This is a genomic window from Candidatus Hartigia pinicola, from assembly GCA_020541205.1.
In the GTDB taxonomy this organism is placed as follows: domain Bacteria; phylum Pseudomonadota; class Gammaproteobacteria; order Enterobacterales; family Enterobacteriaceae; genus Hartigia; species Hartigia pinicola.
In genome coordinates this window covers 1,857,375-1,874,746 of sequence record CP048208.1, presented here as the reverse complement: position 1 = coordinate 1,874,746, position 17,372 = coordinate 1,857,375, and the positions used below count along the sequence as shown (strand labels likewise).

The following is a 17,372-nucleotide window of genomic DNA, read 5'->3' as shown; positions in this document are numbered from 1 at the left end:
TTACGTTTGAAGTAATTCTAAATATGCTTTTTAAAGAATTAATTATTTTGTTTCTCAGTTTGCTTTGTAAATATTTTACCAATCTATTTCTGTTATCTTAACCTAAGAAATTTTCTTTATTAATTATTAATCTATAGAATTTAAAGATTTTTAAATTACATTCATCACCTGAGAAAGAATAGCTTGATTTATGGTGGTCGTAATTTTATCATTTTTTCAAAATAGAAAACATAGTATAATAATCTTCTTTTATGTAAATGTAATAAAACTTGCTTACAATATAAGAGAGGGGTTATTTGACTCATTTAGTCACATATTATTTACGCATTTACAGAATAGTAATTTATTCTTTTCTTATTTTTATTGATTGTATGTTAGATAAAATATATAGTTTTTTACGTTTTAATGCTTGTGTGAGTAAATGATCGTTTTAATTTATTTATAATTAGCACTAAGTGAACGTTACGAATCCATCATAAATCCTGGAATCTTTTCAAAAGATATATCAAAATGTTGGATATTTTTTAAAATTTTGTATTTCATTCTTTTGCATTCTGAAGTCATATTGTATTTTTAGCTAAAAAATAAGTTCTTTAGATGTATAAATATTCAGCATTGGTTATAATATAATCATTAAATTCCGGATTTTACAATTATTTTATTTTTTATCTGTATTTACTTCATTATTTAACATATTATGATATTTTTATGTAGATCGCTATTTGAGAATGTAGTGAACATTACTATTTTTCAAAGAAATAGAGTTTTTTTTGGATATATACGCAAGTAAATTAAGAATTTTATATCTCTCCTAATGTATTATATAATATATGTATAATAGTAACGTTATTAAATTATAATATTTGTAGCTGTACTTTGAATACAGTAATAACATGTCAATCTAGTTGATAATGACATTCATTAGATGCAAATGAACCATCTTGTTTATGATCACATAAAGACTGTTAATTGCTGTATTGATAGTATATAAGGTATCAATATAGATCATGCAATATTACTATATATATTATAAGTTGTAATAAAAGCGTCGTTATTTTGCACATAAATTGATTATTTCAATAAACTGTTATATATTTATGTATTCAGCATTTTAGTTGTTGAATATTTTAGTGGAAATCTCATGCATCCGATACTTAATATCGCTATACGTGCTGCACGTAAGGCTAGTAATCATATAACTAAAAGTTATGAAATGCCTAATAATGTTCAAATTACGAAGAAAGGTGCGAACGATTTTGTTACGAATATTGATCATGAATGTGAACATCTTATTATTGAAGTCATCCGACAATATTACCCTGAACACACAATCTTTTCTGAAGAAAGCGGCGAGTTATTAGGTAAAAATAATAATATTCAATGGGTCATTGATCCATTAGACGGTACTACTAACTTTACAAAAAATTTTCCTCATTTTGCTATTTCTATTGCTGTACGTATTCATGGACGTACAGAAGTTGCTGTTGTTTATGATCCAATGCGTAATGAATTATTTAGTGCTGTACGTGGTCAAGGTTCACAGTTAAATGGTTATCGTTTGCGCGGTGCAGATGCTCGTGAGTTGAAGGGTGCTATCATTGCTACAGGTTTTCCTTTTAAGTATAAACAACACGCAGTTGTTTATATGAATATTATGAGAAAAATTTTTGAAAGATGTGCAGACTTCCGTCGTACAGGTTCTTCTGCATTAGATTTATGTTATATAGCTGCTGGTCGTGTTGATGCTTATTTTGAGATTGGTTTAAAACCTTGGGACTTTATGGGAGGCGAACTTATTATGCGTGAATCTGGAGGCATTATAACAGATTTTATTGGTAATCATAACTATTTAATATCTGGTAATTTAGTTGCAGGTAGCCCACGAATTGTTCAGCACATGTTATTTATTATGCGTAACGAACTATCTGAAGTGTTAAAATGTTAATTTTAAATTAAATTTATTTAATACTGTAGCGTTCAGCGTTCTATAGTATCTATTTATATAAAAGTATTTTGATCACATTTTTAATCTAATTATCATTCACGAAATAATAAAATAAACAATAAAACTGCACTATAGTTATATAATATAAATTTTTATATATAAACATTTATGGTAATATACTGACACGATAATTTTAAATTTTTCTTAAGTTTTATTTCAGTGAAAGGTATATTACTTAGAGTGATGAACATGTAAATAATAATCTAAATAATCTAGTGATCTTAATATAAAATATATTAACATGAAATGATATTATAAATGAGCAATTAATAATATATATATTACATTAGTAAATAAAAAATTTATAAATTTATTTATTTAAATTTTTTGTTTATAAAATATTATTTTAATTTTAATATGACTAAATCATGAGCGTGATTGAAGAAAATATTTAATATTTCTCATCTTAAAAAAGATGAATTGTTTTAATTCAGACATACAATAATAAGAAGAATGGATTTTATGCTATACTTAGCATAAAATCTTTATCTATATTACCTATTTCAATATATCATTCTGTTATCTTTTAGTCGTATTATGGCACCAGACTTAGAATAAACAAACACAACTTATACTAATTTTTTTTAAATGTTAGTCTATTGACATGAGCTGCGCTATATAAAATTAAAAGTACTGAAACTTTAATGTTCTAATAAATTTAATCACACTGTGAAGTACAGATACAAAAGAAAAACGATTTTTTTAAAAACACTAAAACAGTATAATGGTTTAATTAAGCATGTTCTAGTTATCACACTACCTTTGTATCATAGGATTTTTACTGCTTGGAATGTGTGTGTTTTTACTGATCAGTGATACTTCTTTAATTTATTAATTTACTGATGTTATTTTTTTAGGTATGTACTATTCTGATAATATGTATCAAACAGTTATCATTGAAAAGATTTTAAATAAGATTTTAAAAAAACTAATTTTTTTAAAATTATCGTAATTGTAAAACGTAGATAGATACTCTAGGCAATATGATTAATAATTTTATTATATATGCTATCAATAAAACGATAAATAATGAATATATAACTTTTATTAATTCTAATTAATACGTATTTAAAACAATCTTATTGAGACTAAGAATGAGTTAAGATTATTTATGAACGTGCATTACTCAGTGATGAATGCAGTTAGTATTATTGTCACACTGAGAACATGAAAGGATAAAAGATATTAATCAGAGTAAGCGTTATGAATGCTAAATAATAAATATTTTTCGAGTTTTTATTGTGCAAAATTATTATATTTTTATATAATTTTTTTCGTAAGATATATTTCAGTTTTACTAAGCATCTGGGGCTTGAATTTTATGAGTAAAAAATATATCGTAACGTGGGATATGTTACAAATGTATGCCCGTGAACTCGCAAAAAGGTTATTACCTGTCAATCAATGGTCTGGAATCATTGCAGTTAGCCGCGGTGGTTTAATACCAGGCGCGCTTCTTGCACGCGAGTTGGGTATTCGCTATGTTGATACTTTATGTATTTCAAGTTATGATCATGATAATCTGCGAGAACTTAACGTTATTAAACGTGTTGAAAGTGATGGGAAGGGTTTTATTATTATTGATGATTTAGTAGATACAGGAGGCACTGCAAAAGTAATTCGTAATATGTACCCCAAAGCATATTTTGTTACTCTATTTACAAAGCCTAAAGGTCGTCATTTAGTAGACGACTATATTATAAATATTACTCAAGATACATGGATTGAACAGCCATGGGACATGGGAGTTAGTTTTGTTAAGCCTTTATGTGAACAGGAAAGAAAAAATGTTTCTATGAGTTATGTTGGTCATACATCTCAATTCCGTTGCTTGCATACACTCAATAAAATTGATATATAACTTGCTATTATTATGCAAATGTAAAATATTATTTTGTCTTATAGACCATTTTATATTGCACATATTTATTTAAAAGTCTGTCATTTGAGTTATAGGGTAATATATTACTTAAACTTGATTTTTTTTGATTAGAGTAAGTTTATCGCCTATATAAATAAAATTATTTCAGTGTATTAACAATAATAAATTAGTTATCGTTATGACTCAAGATAGTTTTCTAAAAATATTAAAGTTGAGCATTTATAAAATTTAACATCAAAAGAATCACACACGTTTAGCATTTTATGAATTTAAAAATAATAAAATATTAGCTTAAAAATTCTAAAGTATGTATGTTGATATTGATCATTCTTTACTAGAGATATTAATAATATTTTAGACAAACAATTAATATAAATCGCCATCACCTAATATTTAGTGATGATCTACAAAACATAAATTTTATTATTTTTTTTGTTATCTTAATAATATCTTTGAGTATACAGCGTGCATCATCTGCAAATATGTTATCTTTGTAATAGATATGTATAACACATGTTGATGTATAAAAATGATTTTCACTTAGTATACAATTGTTGAGATTTTTTTTAGTATTTATTCGTATAACTGTAATTCCATTCAATGAAAATATAGTGTCTACTATAATGTGTGTTTTTATTCTTTAAACTTTTTTACTTGCATTATGATTGTGAGACGGTTTTCCTTTTTTAGTGATTTTTATTCATGATTATGATAACGAATAAAAATTGTTAAAAGTAAAGACATTTCCTGAAAAGTCATCATGCAAAATCAAAAGGTTTTAGTTATAAATAACACATTGCAGTAGACAGTCAAATTTTACTTAATGAAAATTCTGTAAGAATAAAGAAATTATAAAGAAAAAAAGATTTTGATAGCTTTACTATCAAAAAATTACTAACATAAAAAATATCTTTTATAACCTGTCAGATGATACGGACGCAATTTTTTTTGGATGGAAATGCATAATATCTACTTCCCACTCGTAATAGAAAAAATATTTATGAATTTTATATTTTGAATCTATTTTTATCTTTATCTTTTGAAAAAATTATTTAAATTACCTGAATATATGTTGAGAATATCTAGAAAAACTAAAAAAGGTATGTAAAGATTTTTTTTGTTAATGAATGAAGTATTATTTTTTTCTATTTTATAAAAATTAAACAAGTTCTTAAAAATTGCATATTACAGTATTAATTTTATTTTTTATTTTTAATTACAATCTTATAATGATCATATGTTAATAGATGATTATAAAAAGTAGCTGGACTATCATTAATATTAGAAAAGATAAATAGTACTAGTGTATTGTAGAGTGTTAAGTTTTATAAATATTTACTAAGTTTTATTTAGTCTGATTTAGTTTTTACTAAAAATGCAGTTATTTTCTAAATTAAAAAAATGATTATATAATTTTATATTCAAATGTTGTCTTCCTTTTGATTGATAAGTGAAGATTAATTAAATTATACATTCAATGAATAAGTAGTTTTTAACTGTAAGTTTAATATTTTTATTAATTCTATAAATTTATAACAATAAGGGTTAAGAATTTATTGATATATTTACGTCTGGTAGATCTTTAATTAAAAATCAGAAAAATCACGTTACTCACTTGGAGTTGCAACAGATTAATTTTTGATCTGTAATTTTAAGAAATATAATACTAAATAGTATAAATAAACAGTATGATTGTGATGTGTATATTATTAGCCGAACTATATTCATTTTATTTATAAATTAAATACTACTAAGTAGTAAATATTTAAAATATAGATAAATAAAAAAGTTAATTATCAACATAAGCAAAATCTAATTATTTTTTTAAATATTAAAATATACAACCATAGTATTACAGATCACATGATTAGATCTTTAAATCTAAATGTATTGATATTAATAATATCAAGAATAATCAATAGTTTTTCATTAATTTATTAAAATAAAATAGATTTTAGCATCATTTTAGTGGATGATTTGTACGTCAAGGAAAAAAATAATATTATTATATAATGTAGATAAGAATAACAAATATTTTTTCATAATTACTTTACAAGTATCTATATGATACTGATTGTATTATAATTCTTATTATAATAATAGTGTGATTGTAAGTTTATACACACTATAGTAATATAATTTTTAGTTTTTAATTCATTTATGTAGTTATTTATTTCTGTTTATGATTATATTGCTTTTTTACTAAAAGAATTATTATACAATGAAGACTTATATTTGATATTTTTAAAATAAGACAAATGAGATGGTTTAGTTGTATGTTAGTTATGTGCATAGAAAGAATATTATAAATTAGTTAATTCTGTCACTGATAATAATATTTTAAAAACTATAAAGAATTTTAGAGAGCATTTGCGTAACTTTCACAATTATCCTTGTTTTTAGAAAGGATATTTATAATGATAAGTTATTTTTTAAAAGTGTCAATTTATTTTTTAAATGAAAATTAAAAAAAAGACCATATTAATGGTGTTTATTATAACTATCATCAATTAAAAAATAGTTTAAATAGTATAATAGTATGAAAATATTAAGAATTAATAGTGAACTTTATTGTTAAAATTACAAGTATAATGGTTAATTTTTCTCTAGACTTGTAATTTAAAGGCTTTGTCAGTAAAAGTGTTATTATATTAATATCATAAATATAAAAAATGATAAATTATTTTATAAATTATTAAAATATAAAATAATATTTTTTATTTATTTATTTATTTATTTATTTATTTATTTATTTATTTATTTATTTATTTATTTATTTATTTATTAATTAATTAATTAATTAATAATATATTAAAATAGAGATGTGATATATATATGGACAAGATTGTGATGTTGAAAATGAATATTCACTTGAGCTGTATAACTATATTTTAGTACAATTAAGTATTGTATATAAAGTAAATAAATCTAGAAAATTTTCTATTTAACGTCTGTACATATATAGTTTAAATTCATCGTTCGAATACATCTTATATAACTATTTTGATTATAAAATTTTATAAATAAATTCGAAGAAATATTAGACGAGTAAAATTTTGTTTGAAATAATTTATGTATTATTAGTGTGAAAACTCTGTTGTTACACTGTTGCTTTGATTTTTTATTTTATCTATTAACACATAGATAGATTAAGTTTAGTTTTTATACGGTAAAGTATGTACGTACATTTTTATCACAAAGTAGAAAGTATTGTAGAGTAAATAAAACCATGAATTTCGAAAGCTTTTTCTTTTAATTCATTCATATTACATATATAAAATATTGAAGGAATAGGGTATCACGCTAAGAGTTAGTCATATTTTCAGTATATGAAAATATGTGAGTTTAAAGCGGGTTCTGTTGTTATGTCTCATTACTCACTAAGCTGAGTCATTCATTTGTTTATTAATATTCAGATAATTCTTATAAGGATGTACTGACCTATATTTATGATTCGGGGTTATGTTAACTAAGATCTGTCACATAATCGAGGTATGAGCGTATCAACATTAAAAATTTATTATAACCTAATAAGTTTTAAAATAGAGTATACTACAAAGTAGAAGCTACATTAAAATAGTATGACATTAAATACGAAATCCAAAATTTCAATGCAAAAGTTTGCTTTTCATTATAAACAATAAAAATTTTAGATATTTTGTCATAATTTATATCAAGCGATATTTGAAAGTAAGCAATAAGTCTTACTAAATTTTCTTTATTAAATTTATGAATTATTTATTAATTTATTTAAAAATTAGTAATTTATATCATCTCACTTAGTGATGTTATTAACAATAATATTTTTAAAAAAAGCGATTTAACGTTGATTTAAAAAATCTTACTAAAAGTTAAAAATGAGATATTTTTCTATTTAACTAGTAAGTTTGAGTAAAATTTCTATAGTTTTGTGATTACGTATCCGATAAGTAAGGTTAATGAATATTATTAATTTTATCTTATTAGCACATTTTATTATTAAGTCTAATACAGCATTGAGGGTATGAGAAGTCTATATAATTACGTAACATTTTACTGAATAATAAAGATTAATTGCATATCATTATAGTTATAATCAATTGAGAGTTCTAATTAAATTCATCTTAAATGTATTTTATTTAGATAAATATATTATCGTACATTTTTTATTAGTTCACATTAATGGTTATTCATAATTAAAATATGGCAATACTATATATATTTTAAGGATTAATTTGTTAAACAGCTTTTTACTGACTCAATATAGAGATATTGCATATATATTTCTTTAGTTAATTGTTGATAATATCGAGGTTTTTAAGTACAAAGAATTTACTTCATTAGTTTGAAATTAATATATTAAAAAAATTTTTTAATTGTGACTATATTATCTTAACTGCTTTTATTGATTCAAGAACATATTTTACCTTTTATTATAGGTTGAATGATTTTCTTTAATGAATAGATTATTGTTCTTAGTATTGTACATTTTACTTTTTAAGTTTTCTGGAATCTACTATAATTAACTAGTATCATAATATTTTAGATATTAAATAATTCTTATTAATAAAATGAGAATATTATAAAGTTAACTTCTTAACCCGCATCCTTGCTTAATTAAGTACCAATTTAATAAGTAAAAAACAATTAACAAAATTATTAATACTCCTAATGTTCCTAGGATTGATATGTCAGAAATGCCTAAAAAACCATATCTAAAACCATTTATCATATATACAAGTGGATTTAACTTTGATATTGATTGCCAAAATTCTGGCAATAATGATATTGTGTAAAATACACCGCCAAAATAAGTTAATGGTGTCAAAAAAAAAGTTGGAATAATACTAATATCATCAAAAGTTTTAGCAAAAATTGCATTTAATAATCCGGCTAGAGAAAAAACAACTGCTGTTAAGAATAGGGTAATAATAACAATCGTCCATGAATAAACTTGCAAGGGAATAAAACATAGCGATACAATAGTAACTAATAAGCCAACTAAAATCCCACGTACTACACCACCACCAACAAAACCAATAATAATAACATGTGTAGGTACAGGTGCAATAAGTAGTTCTTCAATATTTTTTTGAAATTTAGAACAAAAAAATGAAGAGCATACATTGGAATAAGAGTTTGTTATTAACGACATCATAATGAGACCGGGCACAATAAAGTGCATATAATCCACTCCTCCCATGTTACCAATTCTTGAGCCCATTAAATTACCAAAAATGATAAAATAAAGAGACATTGTAATAATAGGTGGTAGTAAAGTTTGCATCCAAATACGGCTAAAACGCTTAATTTCTTTAATCCAAATCGTTTTTAACGAGATCCAATATAGAAACATCATAACGTTTCCTCCGCATAGTTTATGTCATTATCTTTTTTAATGAAGTTTATAAATAATTCCTCTAATCGGTTTACTTTGTTACGCATGCTTAAAATTTGAATGTGTTGCTCATTTAGTTGACGAAATACTCCATTCAAGCCTTGTTTTCTTTTTACATCCACTTCTAACGTTGAGGTATCAATTAAGCGTGTTTCATATCCTTGTAGTTGAGGAATTACGTTTTTTGTACCGAGATCAAAAATAAAAGTTTCAGATTCTAATTGACTTAATAGTTTTTTCATACTGGTATTTTTAACTAGTTTACCATTTTGAATAAATCCAATATTACGACATAACATTTCCGCTTCTTCAAGATAATGTGTGGTTAACAGGACGGTCGTGCCCTGTGCATTTAATTTTTTTAAAAATATTTGCATCGAGCGACGTAATTCAATATCCACACCTGCTGTTGGCTCATCAAGAATAAGTAATTTAGGTTTGTGTATTAAGGCACGTGCGAGCATTAATCGTCGTTTCATTCCTCCAGATAGATTACGAGCGTGTTGATCTCGTTTTTCCCATAAATCTAATTGAGAGAGATAGATTTTTGCACGTTGATGAGCTATTGTACGCGACACGCCATAATAACCCGCTTGATTAATTAGAATTTGTAATACTGTTTTAAATGGATTAAAGTTAAATTCTTGTGGAACTAATCCTATGTTTTGTTTAACTAAATCAACATGTTGATCTAAGTCATAATTAAATACTTTCACTGAACCACTGGTTTTGTTTATTAATGAAGTGATTATTCCTATTGTAGTTGATTTACCGGAACCATTGGGTCCAAGTAATGCATAAAAATCACCATTTTCAATACTTAGCGTGATTCCCTTTAGCGCTACTATGCCATCTGAATAGGTTTTAGTTAGTTTTGATAGCTCAAGTGCATAATGCATATATAAAAACACCTTTATGCTGAAAATTATTTAGATGTAATATAACAGTATAGTCATATTTTCTATTATGCAGAAAAGAGATAATAAATATATTATGAATACTTTGTTAATTAGAAAGATTAATATTACCTATTTTAAATAGTAAATCGTAAATTACAACAGCGTGAAAAAAATAAGAAAATCAAAAGTAAACATATATTATAAATATTTTATATAAAATAATATAAGCAGGTTATACGTAATTATTAAAGAATTAAATAGCTCCTTATTAATAAAAAATTTGATTAGATTCTTAGAAAGACAAGTACTCTAAAAGTTTTAAAAATGATTTTAAATACAAAAAATTAAAATATGTATGAAGATAGAGATTAGATAGAGCCTATTTAACCAAAAAATTTATTAACTTAGGTGTTTAAAAATATTTTATCATAAGATATTTAATGTTATTCTCCTCATAGTTACTATAATGATCACTAGTCACTCAAGATGTTATTGATATTTTTAGCAAAGCTTATATCTATCATTATGACGCATGTAATAATATTTAATTTCAGGTGGAAAGTATTGAACTAAATCTAATGAATAAGAAGTGGTCATATATTTTTAATATTGAGTAAAAGATTATGTTATGTTTAGAGAACTGAAACTTTGTTAAAGTTAAGATAGTTTACATGAATGAAATTTTATTGAATTAATTTATTACCTTAGTTCGTCAAGAATTTTTCAATTTATATGGATATTAGGTAAAAATAATGATTGATAGTTCAGTTAATAAGATAAATAAAACAGCTGATATGAGTAAAAATTTATATTCTGCTAAAGTGAATTTATTTATTACTTAATAACAATATTAATGTTTGCATGATTTAATTGAAACTTTTAATAAAAAAGTGTTGTGCAATATACTAGATATTTTAATATAATTTTAAAGATTGTTTTATTGTTTAATCGATTTTGAATTAGGTTTAATACAGGCAATATAAGGAAGATAACGGTATTTTTGTGCATAATCAATACCATAACCAACAACAAATTTATCTTCGATGGAATAACCGATCCATTTAATAGGAACATCTACTTCACGACGTGAAGGCTTATCAAGCAATGTACAAATAGCGATTGATTTAGGTCCACGTAGTTTAAAGATTTCACGCACTTGGTTTAAAGTATTTCCTGAATCAATAATATCTTCAATAATTAAGACATGTCTATCATAAATATCAATTTGTAAATCTGTAACAATTTTAACATCACGACTTGAATAAATTTTATCACGATAGCTTGAAACAGTCATGAAATCAATTTTATGTGGTATTTGAATTTTTCGACACAAATCTGCCATAAAAATAAAAGATCCTTTTAAAAGACCTACTATGATCTGTTCACCAGAAACATGTTTATAATGTATACTAATTTCTTCAGCTAATTGACTTACACGCTGATTAAGATTTTCTGCAGAAATCATCATTTCAAGAGTAAATTTCAATTATTTCACACCTATTTGTTTTAATAAATTAAACTTACGTAATCTTTAGTATTTAATAAGAATTAGTGATAATTGGTCAAAAAAATTATAGTAGAAAAAATAATGATCATAATAAATGTAAATAGAACTGAAGAGAAGTATGGCAGAATTTATATCTTTTTAAAAGAGAATTAGATACTTTATTTACAGTATCACTAATTCTGTAATCAGTCTAAATCAGTTCATAATACATCTTTTAACCACGAAAGCTTATAGAGTAATACTGCTCTGTTTTTATTTTCGTGAATTATTTTTATTATTTTCTTGTTTTAGTTAAAGTAATAAATCCATTCTATTGTGATGGTAATAAAAAGTATAAATAAAAATTAAATCTTAATTTTTATTTTTGTCTAAAGATTTTTACTGACAAGTAATGTGATACAGTTTCTGTAGTGTTGTTTTTGTTTAAAACGTGTTCTTGAGAGTATGTTCAGTGTACGATAATTTTGTTTTTTATTTTTATATAATTTTTATTATGAATAGTGATATAAAACAAGTAATTATATAGTTATATTGTACTATATAAATATTATATTACGATTAATTACTATTTTATAGTATGAATAATAAGTGATAATTTTATAAAATATTGAATATAATTGTTTAACAAATTTTTTTAAGTGTGTTGAGATTTGAAACACATGCAATAATAGCATTCTATTTTAAAATAGTAGAAAAGATTTTTTTTAATAAGATATGTTTCACGAATGTCAGTTATTAATGTCAAGAACATTTATAGAGTCTAACTAATTAGTTATAATATTTTTATCTTAAAAAGATTATCATAGTTTTTTTAAAACCTGAATATCAACGTTATAAAAATTAATTTTTAAATTATTTCGTTTCAGGTGTTAGTGGACAAGTTAAAACTTTCCTAATTATAATATAATTAAATATAGTAAACGTTACTATCTAAAAAATAACATCATGATAACGTAGTTTTTAGTATTCTAATACTGTAGAAGTTACATAAAACGTAGTTAATTAAATAATAAATAAGTATTTTCTTGTTATTGATACATAGTTCTTATTTCAGATTGGAGTACCATTTATTTCGATAATTTTATGTATCAAAATTATCATATTTAGCATGTTTATAATAATCACTCTATGTTTCAAAGATACATTTGATTGTTTAAAATATTATATATACCTTCTTTAAGGTTTTATATCTCATTATGTCAATTGTTTATATTTTAAGCAGTGCATTTATTAGTGTGAATTATTCGGGTGACTTTATGTGTTTTTGTAAAATGTAATATTTATATACAATATAAAAACTCTGCACTTGTACAACTTTAATATCAGAATACATTGAGAGTAATATTATTAAGAATTAATTCAGAATGTTGCTTAAACGTCATTATTATATATTAAGTATTTTAGATAAAAAAATACAGTAAATTTTCGTTAAAAATATTTTAACAAATTAAAGTTTTTCTTATTAAAACAATTGTATTCTGACTCAGTTATTTAATATGTATATAATTTGTGTGTATGTCTAATATATTCTTGTAAATCCTTGCTAGAGGGAAATCAATTTCGATGATTGTCTTTACAATACAGCTCTTGACTATTATCATAAACCGTTATCAACAAATACGATTAGTAGAAAAATTGTAATGTTAAAACTAGGTGTGAAATAATGCAAGAAGTACATATCAGTAGTAGTTGAGAATATGAAATGATTTTATGAAATAGGTATGAAAATAATCTAATATATAGAGACGGTCCATAAAAAGGTTGTTATACAGATCAAGATTTTAATATATAAACTCTATGTTCTAGTAGAGACTAACATTTTATCTCACGAAATTTTTTTGAAAACTGAAATTTTTATGCGCTTTAATCGACAGATAGGTAAGAACTTTTTATGATTTTATTTTTCGTATCAAAATTATGTGAGTATATTCAGAGTATTAACATGTTATAATTATATGAATGAAACATTTTGAGGGATGCTGTGTTGTAAACTAGTTAAAATTATTAAGATAGTGAAATTTTATAAATATTATACTTTTAATATAGTCTTTTGTTTTAAGTTTGAAACTTAATATATGTTCAGTGTAAAATATGTTACTTAATTTAAAAAAGTAGAAATAAGCATTTGAATATCTAGGTTTTATTTAGTATATATTATTTCTGTGGTATAAAAGACACTGTATAAATTTTTAATTTAACGCTTCAAAGTAGAAAATTGTTTATATTTTATATTAAAGTGAATCAAAAAAATTGATATCTAGAATTCATTGATGCGAGTGCTAAATTTAATAATCATATTGATGATATTATATTTACTTTCTTTGTCTATAAAGAATGAGTTGATTGTACTGTAAGTTCTATCACATTATTCTTAAATTTTAAATTAGACATGAAAGTTATTTAATCATAGAATCAGTATAGTATATTGTAATATAAATATTTTTGATTCAAAATAGAAAGACTGATACGTAACTATTATAAAATAAAAGTCGAAAATGCTTAGAAAGCATAGCTTGTGTTTTTCTGTATAGTTTCAATTATTGTCTGAGACTGGATATTAATTTTCTTCTATATTAAAACTAAAACAGTATTAAGTATCGTATGAGACTATGCATTGTATTAGATTTATATATGATAGCAAATATTACGTGATTGATATATGTATTGAAGATCAAGATTCGATGATTGAATACTGTAATAGAACGTAAATAAATTTAGAACTAACAACCCTAGTAAAATTCAACCAAGAATAACTTAGAGTAGTTATATGTCACTATAAAGTCAAGGGTAATAAATAAAACATGACTGTAATCATTAGCGGCGGTGGAATGGTGGGTGCTACTTTAGCGCTTGCAATTTCTTCATTAAGTCAAGGAAAATTATCAGTTACATTAATAGAAGCCTCTTTACCTTTTATACAGCGTTCAGAATTTTGTTCTCGAGCTATTGCTTTAGCATACGGTACATATCAGCGATTATCAAAAATTAATATTTGGAAATCTTTAGCGGATTGTGTCATTCCTATTACTCATGTTCATGTTTCAGAACGGGGATCTGTTGGGTTTGTGAATATTAATGCACAAGATTATTGCATATCTGCATTGGGGTATGTTATTGAACTACAGGATGCAATAATACGTTTGTTTGCTTTATTACGTCAAGCCCCCGGAGTTACACTGTATTGTCCTGCTAAAGTCGAAAAAATTCATCGCACTATTGATGGTGTGATAGTTATGTTAGATAACAGTGAAGTAATAAAAGGCAAGCTTCTAGTTGCAGCGGATGGTACTTATTCAGCAGTTAGAAAAAATTGCCATATGCAATATCAGCAAGATAACTATGGTCAAGTTGCTATTATTGCTAATATTAACACCGCAATAGATCCAAAAGGGAAAGCTTTTGAACATTTTACAGAATACGGTCCATTAGCCTTATTACCTCTGTCTCAAGGCCGAAGTTTTTTAGTGTGGTGTTACAAACAAGAACAAGTGGACGTTATTAAATCTTGGGATGATGAGATATTTATTTACAAACTTCAGGAAATTTTTGGCTGGCGTCTTGGTAAAATTATTCAAACAGGAACACGTTGTTATTACCCATTATCACTTAGAATAGCGTCGAATGCTATTAGTCATCGTATTGTACTTGTTGGTGATGCAGCTCAAACATTACATCCTATTGCAGGTCAAGGATTTAATCTTGCGATGCGTGATGTCATGCAACTTGCAGAGTCTATTGTGCTTGCTAATCAAAAAGGATTAGATGTTGGTGCTTATTCACTTTTATATGCTTATCAGAAAGCTAGAGCTTTAGATAGAGAGAAAACTATAATGATAACAGATTATTTAGTTCGTTTATTTTCTAATCGTTTTTTGCCTTTAGTAGTTGGACGTAATTTAGGATTAATGATTATGGAAATGTTACCATTAGTTCGTAATGTATTAGCTTATCAAACACTAGGTTGGGTAGAACATAAATAATAATATAATTAAGAAAATAAAAGATTTAATTATTTGATGTAGTGATTGTTAATATTATATCATTTAACTAGTTTTATTTTTCCTACAAAAGAATGTAAAAATAGATATTTATATATTGAAACTTATTGATTTAGAAAAAATATTTTGAATGTGATTATTTTATTTATTTTATTAAAATAAAAAGATCGTATTAGTGGTAAGGTAAGTTGAGTACGATTGAAATAATTTAAATTTTTATTGTTTAGAATTTGAACAATAGATATACATTTAGAAAATTAATTTACATTATGCATTTTGTGCATTAATGTATGCCTAAAAGGAATCTCGTATTCAGTAGTGCCTTCATGGTAATTATACAGTAAGAAAATTATATAATGATTATCTTAATTGTGCAAGTAGTAACTTTGCGAAAAGAGTAATCTTGTTAGATAATTTTTTACAATATAGTTATGCACGTTTGTTTGGAACAGTAGTTAGAACATAAATAGCGCAGTTATCTTAATATCTTTTGGCATGAAGACAAATATTTTCTGCTTCAAACAGCGTTTTAAATCATAATATAATATTCTTCATGTATTTATAGATGTTTTTATTTTCTACGAGAGAGATTTCTGAGAATACGATTCTAGAATAAACGATATATGTTGTATTTAATTTCTAAACTTATGTTGTTAAACATGTCTTAGAATGCTGGGACAATATTTCTAATATCTAACGGAACTTTGAAAATATTCAAGTATCGTATATTTTTTACGATTAGAAGATACCAGATATATTGTTAATTGATACACAAGGAAGCAAAATAACGGAGAATTAATAAATATTATATTAAAAAAAGAACCTGCTGTTACTATTTATATGTGTTTAGGATTATATTAATTAGAAAAAGATAAAGTATTTACTATTTTATTGTGTGATTGGATTATATGTGGAATTTTAGTACAGTTTTCACCTTAAGTCTGCGTATACTAAACATCACTTTTGTTTTGTTAAATAATAATTAGTCAGTATAAGTTTTATAAATGTTACAAGACTACTTTTAGGTAATAAATCTCTTAAATCAGAAAGATAATGTTTTAATAACGTTATTATGTTAACGTAATTACAAAATTATTGATGTATTTTATATTGACGGAAATATCAAAGTGTTCTTAGCTATTTAATGAAAAAAACTTACAATCTAATAGCAATTACGACAAATCATTTATTTGTTTTACATTATCAATATTCAACCATGCTGTAAAAGTTTGATTTTATCTGAAGATAATATAGATAAAATAATTTTCTTTTTTTTATGATTATTTTTGATTACACTTTTAGTACAATTAGTATGATTATTATTACTTTTTAATGTATTTTATTTATTGTTAAAGAATTTTAATAACGAATAATTCGGTAATATTCTTTTGTTATCGTAATATATACCAAAATATACATTTAATCTTGAATAAAGCGGAATACAGTTATCATGATAAAATTTTTAATAAATGTATTGTATAATGTTCATGAAAAACTTTCATAATTAGTACATGTAATCTTTATTTTGTAAATGAGAGCTGTAAGTATGAGTATTTTAAATTTCACTTTTATTAAGTAAAAGCATGATAGAAAGTGTAATAATTTATGTTAAAAAATTAGAATTTTATCTAAATGATACAATGTCGTGTTCGCGATAATATATTAGTTGAGATTTATTGAGTGAAATATTTTATATATTATTAT

At 24.1% G+C, this 17,372-nt stretch carries 5 protein-coding genes and 1 pseudogene; 3 read left to right on the top strand and 3 right to left on the bottom strand.

Translation table 11 applies throughout. The annotated features are described in order from the left end of the window. The first annotated feature begins 1,141 nt into the window (after nucleotides 1–1,141). Nucleotides 1,142–1,945 (top strand): inositol-1-monophosphatase, encoded by an 804-nt coding sequence (suhB, locus tag GFV14_RS03425; protein WP_457914263.1) that lies wholly within the window; start codon nucleotides 1,142–1,144, stop codon nucleotides 1,943–1,945. Nucleotides 1,946–3,326: 1,381 nt separating this feature from the next. Continuing rightward, nucleotides 3,327–3,788 (top strand): annotated as a pseudogene (gpt, locus tag GFV14_RS03420) (xanthine phosphoribosyltransferase); the annotation flags it as partial. Between the two features lie 4,666 nt (nucleotides 3,789–8,454). On the opposite strand, the gene GFV14_RS03415 reads toward gpt, so the two are convergent. The 3 genes from GFV14_RS03415 to hpt all read right to left on the bottom strand — a co-directional run bounded on the left by GFV14_RS03415 (nucleotide 8,455) and on the right by hpt (nucleotide 11,649). Further along, on the bottom strand, nucleotides 8,455–9,225 hold the full coding sequence (locus GFV14_RS03415) for an ABC transporter permease (RefSeq protein ID WP_457914262.1): 771 nt from the start codon (nucleotides 9,223–9,225) through the stop codon (nucleotides 8,455–8,457). Then, a complete protein-coding gene (locus GFV14_RS03410) occupies nucleotides 9,222–10,163 on the bottom strand; it encodes an ABC transporter ATP-binding protein (protein ID WP_457914261.1) in 942 nt (313 codons plus the stop codon). Before GFV14_RS03410 ends, GFV14_RS03415 begins: the two co-directional genes overlap by 4 nt. Before the next feature lie 937 nt (nucleotides 10,164–11,100). Then, on the bottom strand, nucleotides 11,101–11,649 hold the full coding sequence (gene hpt, locus GFV14_RS03405; protein WP_457914260.1) for a hypoxanthine phosphoribosyltransferase: 549 nt from the start codon (nucleotides 11,647–11,649) through the stop codon (nucleotides 11,101–11,103). Between the two features lie 2,822 nt (nucleotides 11,650–14,471). Between hpt and ubiH the strand changes: the two genes are divergently transcribed. Then, complete coding sequence (ubiH, locus tag GFV14_RS03400) at nucleotides 14,472–15,650, top strand: 2-octaprenyl-6-methoxyphenyl hydroxylase (protein ID WP_457914259.1); 1,179 nt, start codon at nucleotides 14,472–14,474, stop codon at nucleotides 15,648–15,650. Nucleotides 15,651–17,372: the final 1,722 nt, after the last annotated feature.

What these genes read in the sequence shown, in the direction of transcription:
- suhB (WP_457914263.1), top strand. Translation starts at nt 1,142, where the DNA reads ATGCATCCGATACTTAATATCGCTATACGTGCTGCACGTAAGGCTAGT.
- GFV14_RS03415 (WP_457914262.1), bottom strand. Translation starts at nt 9,225, where the DNA reads ATGATGTTTCTATATTGGATCTCGTTAAAAACGATTTGGATTAAAGAA.
- GFV14_RS03410 (WP_457914261.1), bottom strand. Translation starts at nt 10,163, where the DNA reads ATGCATTATGCACTTGAGCTATCAAAACTAACTAAAACCTATTCAGAT.
- ubiH (WP_457914259.1), top strand. Translation starts at nt 14,472, where the DNA reads ATGACTGTAATCATTAGCGGCGGTGGAATGGTGGGTGCTACTTTAGCG.